Source organism: uncultured Limnohabitans sp. (assembly GCF_937889215.1).
In the GTDB taxonomy this organism is placed as follows: Bacteria; Pseudomonadota; Gammaproteobacteria; order Burkholderiales; family Burkholderiaceae_C; genus Limnohabitans_A.
The window spans coordinates 1-1,593 of sequence record NZ_CALBEX010000249.1 but is presented as its reverse complement, the minus strand read 5'-3'; the positions used below and the strand labels follow the sequence as shown (position 1 = coordinate 1,593).

Sequence of the window (1,593 nt, the reverse complement as noted above, 5' to 3'; positions counted from 1 at the left end):
CAGTTTTCGGCCATGTCTTCACAGTACGCGCCAGCGCAATGGCTGGGCTGTGCCTTGGTGTTGCAAAACGGCGCGGGCTTTTTGATCACCGTGCTCAGCATCTTGCTGCTGGGCTGGGCCGTGCAGCATTGGGGCAGCATGGCCTTGTGGCTGCTGGCTCCCGGCCCGGCGCTGGGCCTGTGGGCCTTGCGACCCTTGCTGACCACCGCCAAGGCCTGAGCGCCAAAGGATCAGTGCCGCCCGACCAAGCGGTAAACCAACGCGCCCAGCACCACCACACCCAACGCCGCCGCCGTGAAGGCATAGGTCAGCCAGCCCCTGTCCACGCTTTGGGCCATCAAGACCACGCCGGTTGACTGGCCCCAAAAAAGCGAGCTGGCGAACAAGGTCACAGCAGTGCCACGGGCGGCCGGTGCCATTTGGGTGGCTTGCACTTGCAAGGTGTTGTGCATCATGTAAAAACCCAAGCCCGTCATCGTGCAAGCCAGCATGCCCATCCACACCGCCGTGCCCCAGGCCAACAGCACGAAGCCCGCGACCACCAAGCCAGCCCCTGTGCGGATCAAGCCGCGCTCACCCAGCCAAGCCAACCAGCGCCGCGCCATCTGGCTGTAGAGCAAGCCGCCCACGCCGTAGAGCATCATCACCGAGCCCGCCGCCACGACACTCAAGCCATACTGCTGGTGCAAATGGGTGGGCATGAATGCCATGGCCCCAAAGACCAAAGCCCCTTCGGTCGCCGTCACACCCAGCACCCAACGCACACGCGGCATGCCCAGCAACCGCCCGGTGGTGCGAAACGACGCCCACAAGCCTGGCGCATCCGAGGCCACCACAGGCGCATGGCGTTGCAGCAAGCGCCACAACAACACGGCAGCGCCAGCAAACAACAAAGACAACACCACAAAGGCCCCTCGCCAGCCCAGTGTGTCTGCGGCAAAGCCACCAAACCACAAGCCGCTCATCATGCCCATCACGGTTGCGCTCATGAGCTTGGCCAGGGTCTCTTGTCGCCTTTCATAGGGCACCTGATCACCCACCCACGCCAGAGCCAAAGGAATGACGCCCGCCCCTGCCGCCCCCATGAACCCACGCATGATGACCAACATGGTCAAGGACGTTGACATCGCCGTGATGGCACTGAACACAGCACAGGCCAACACCGCCAAGGACACCACACGCAGCTTGCCAAAACGGTCGCCCAAGGGGCCGTAAATCAGTTGCAAAAACCCGTACACAACAGCATAAGCCGAGACCACCGCCGACGCATCTCCGGTGCTGACCCGAAACTCGTCACTCAGGACGACCAGCATCGGATCGCAAATGCGCATGGCAGCCATGCTGGCGAAACCCGTCAAAGCCAAAATCTGCAGGTGTTGGCGTTCGACAGCTGGCGTCAGTGCAGCCATCGATCAGGCGAGCTGCTGTTCCAGATCGTGCAAGACCTGGTAGCACGGCAGCACCTGCGCAATACTCGAATTGGGTTCACGGCCTTCGCGGATGGCCGTAAAAAATTCACGGTCTTGCAGCTCGATGCCGTTCATGGACACCGCCACTTGGGACACGTCGATCTGCTCTTCCTTGCCGGTGAAC

General features: G+C 62.0%; 1 protein-coding gene and 2 pseudogenes. 1 reads left to right on the top strand and 2 read right to left on the bottom strand.

Annotation, left to right across the window (positions count from 1 at the left end; all coding sequences use genetic code 11):
* Positions 1-219 (top strand): annotated as a pseudogene (locus Q0341_RS06425) (MFS transporter); the annotation flags it as partial.
* Between the two features lie 11 nt (positions 220-230).
* On the opposite strand, the gene Q0341_RS06420 reads toward Q0341_RS06425, so the two are convergent.
* Both Q0341_RS06420 and Q0341_RS06415 read right to left on the bottom strand, forming a co-directional pair.
* The gene (locus Q0341_RS06420; RefSeq protein WP_299511309.1) at positions 231-1,409 is read right to left on the bottom strand and encodes an MFS transporter; all 1,179 of its coding nucleotides are present in this window, start codon (positions 1,407-1,409) and stop codon (positions 231-233) included.
* 3 nt (positions 1,410-1,412) lie between these two features.
* A pseudogene (locus Q0341_RS06415) lies at positions 1,413-1,593 on the bottom strand (oxidoreductase); the annotation flags it as partial.

Excerpts from the sequence above, each read along its gene's own strand:
- Q0341_RS06420 (WP_299511309.1), bottom strand. The coding sequence starts at position 1,409 with ATGGCTGCACTGACGCCAGCTGTCGAACGCCAACACCTGCAGATTTTG.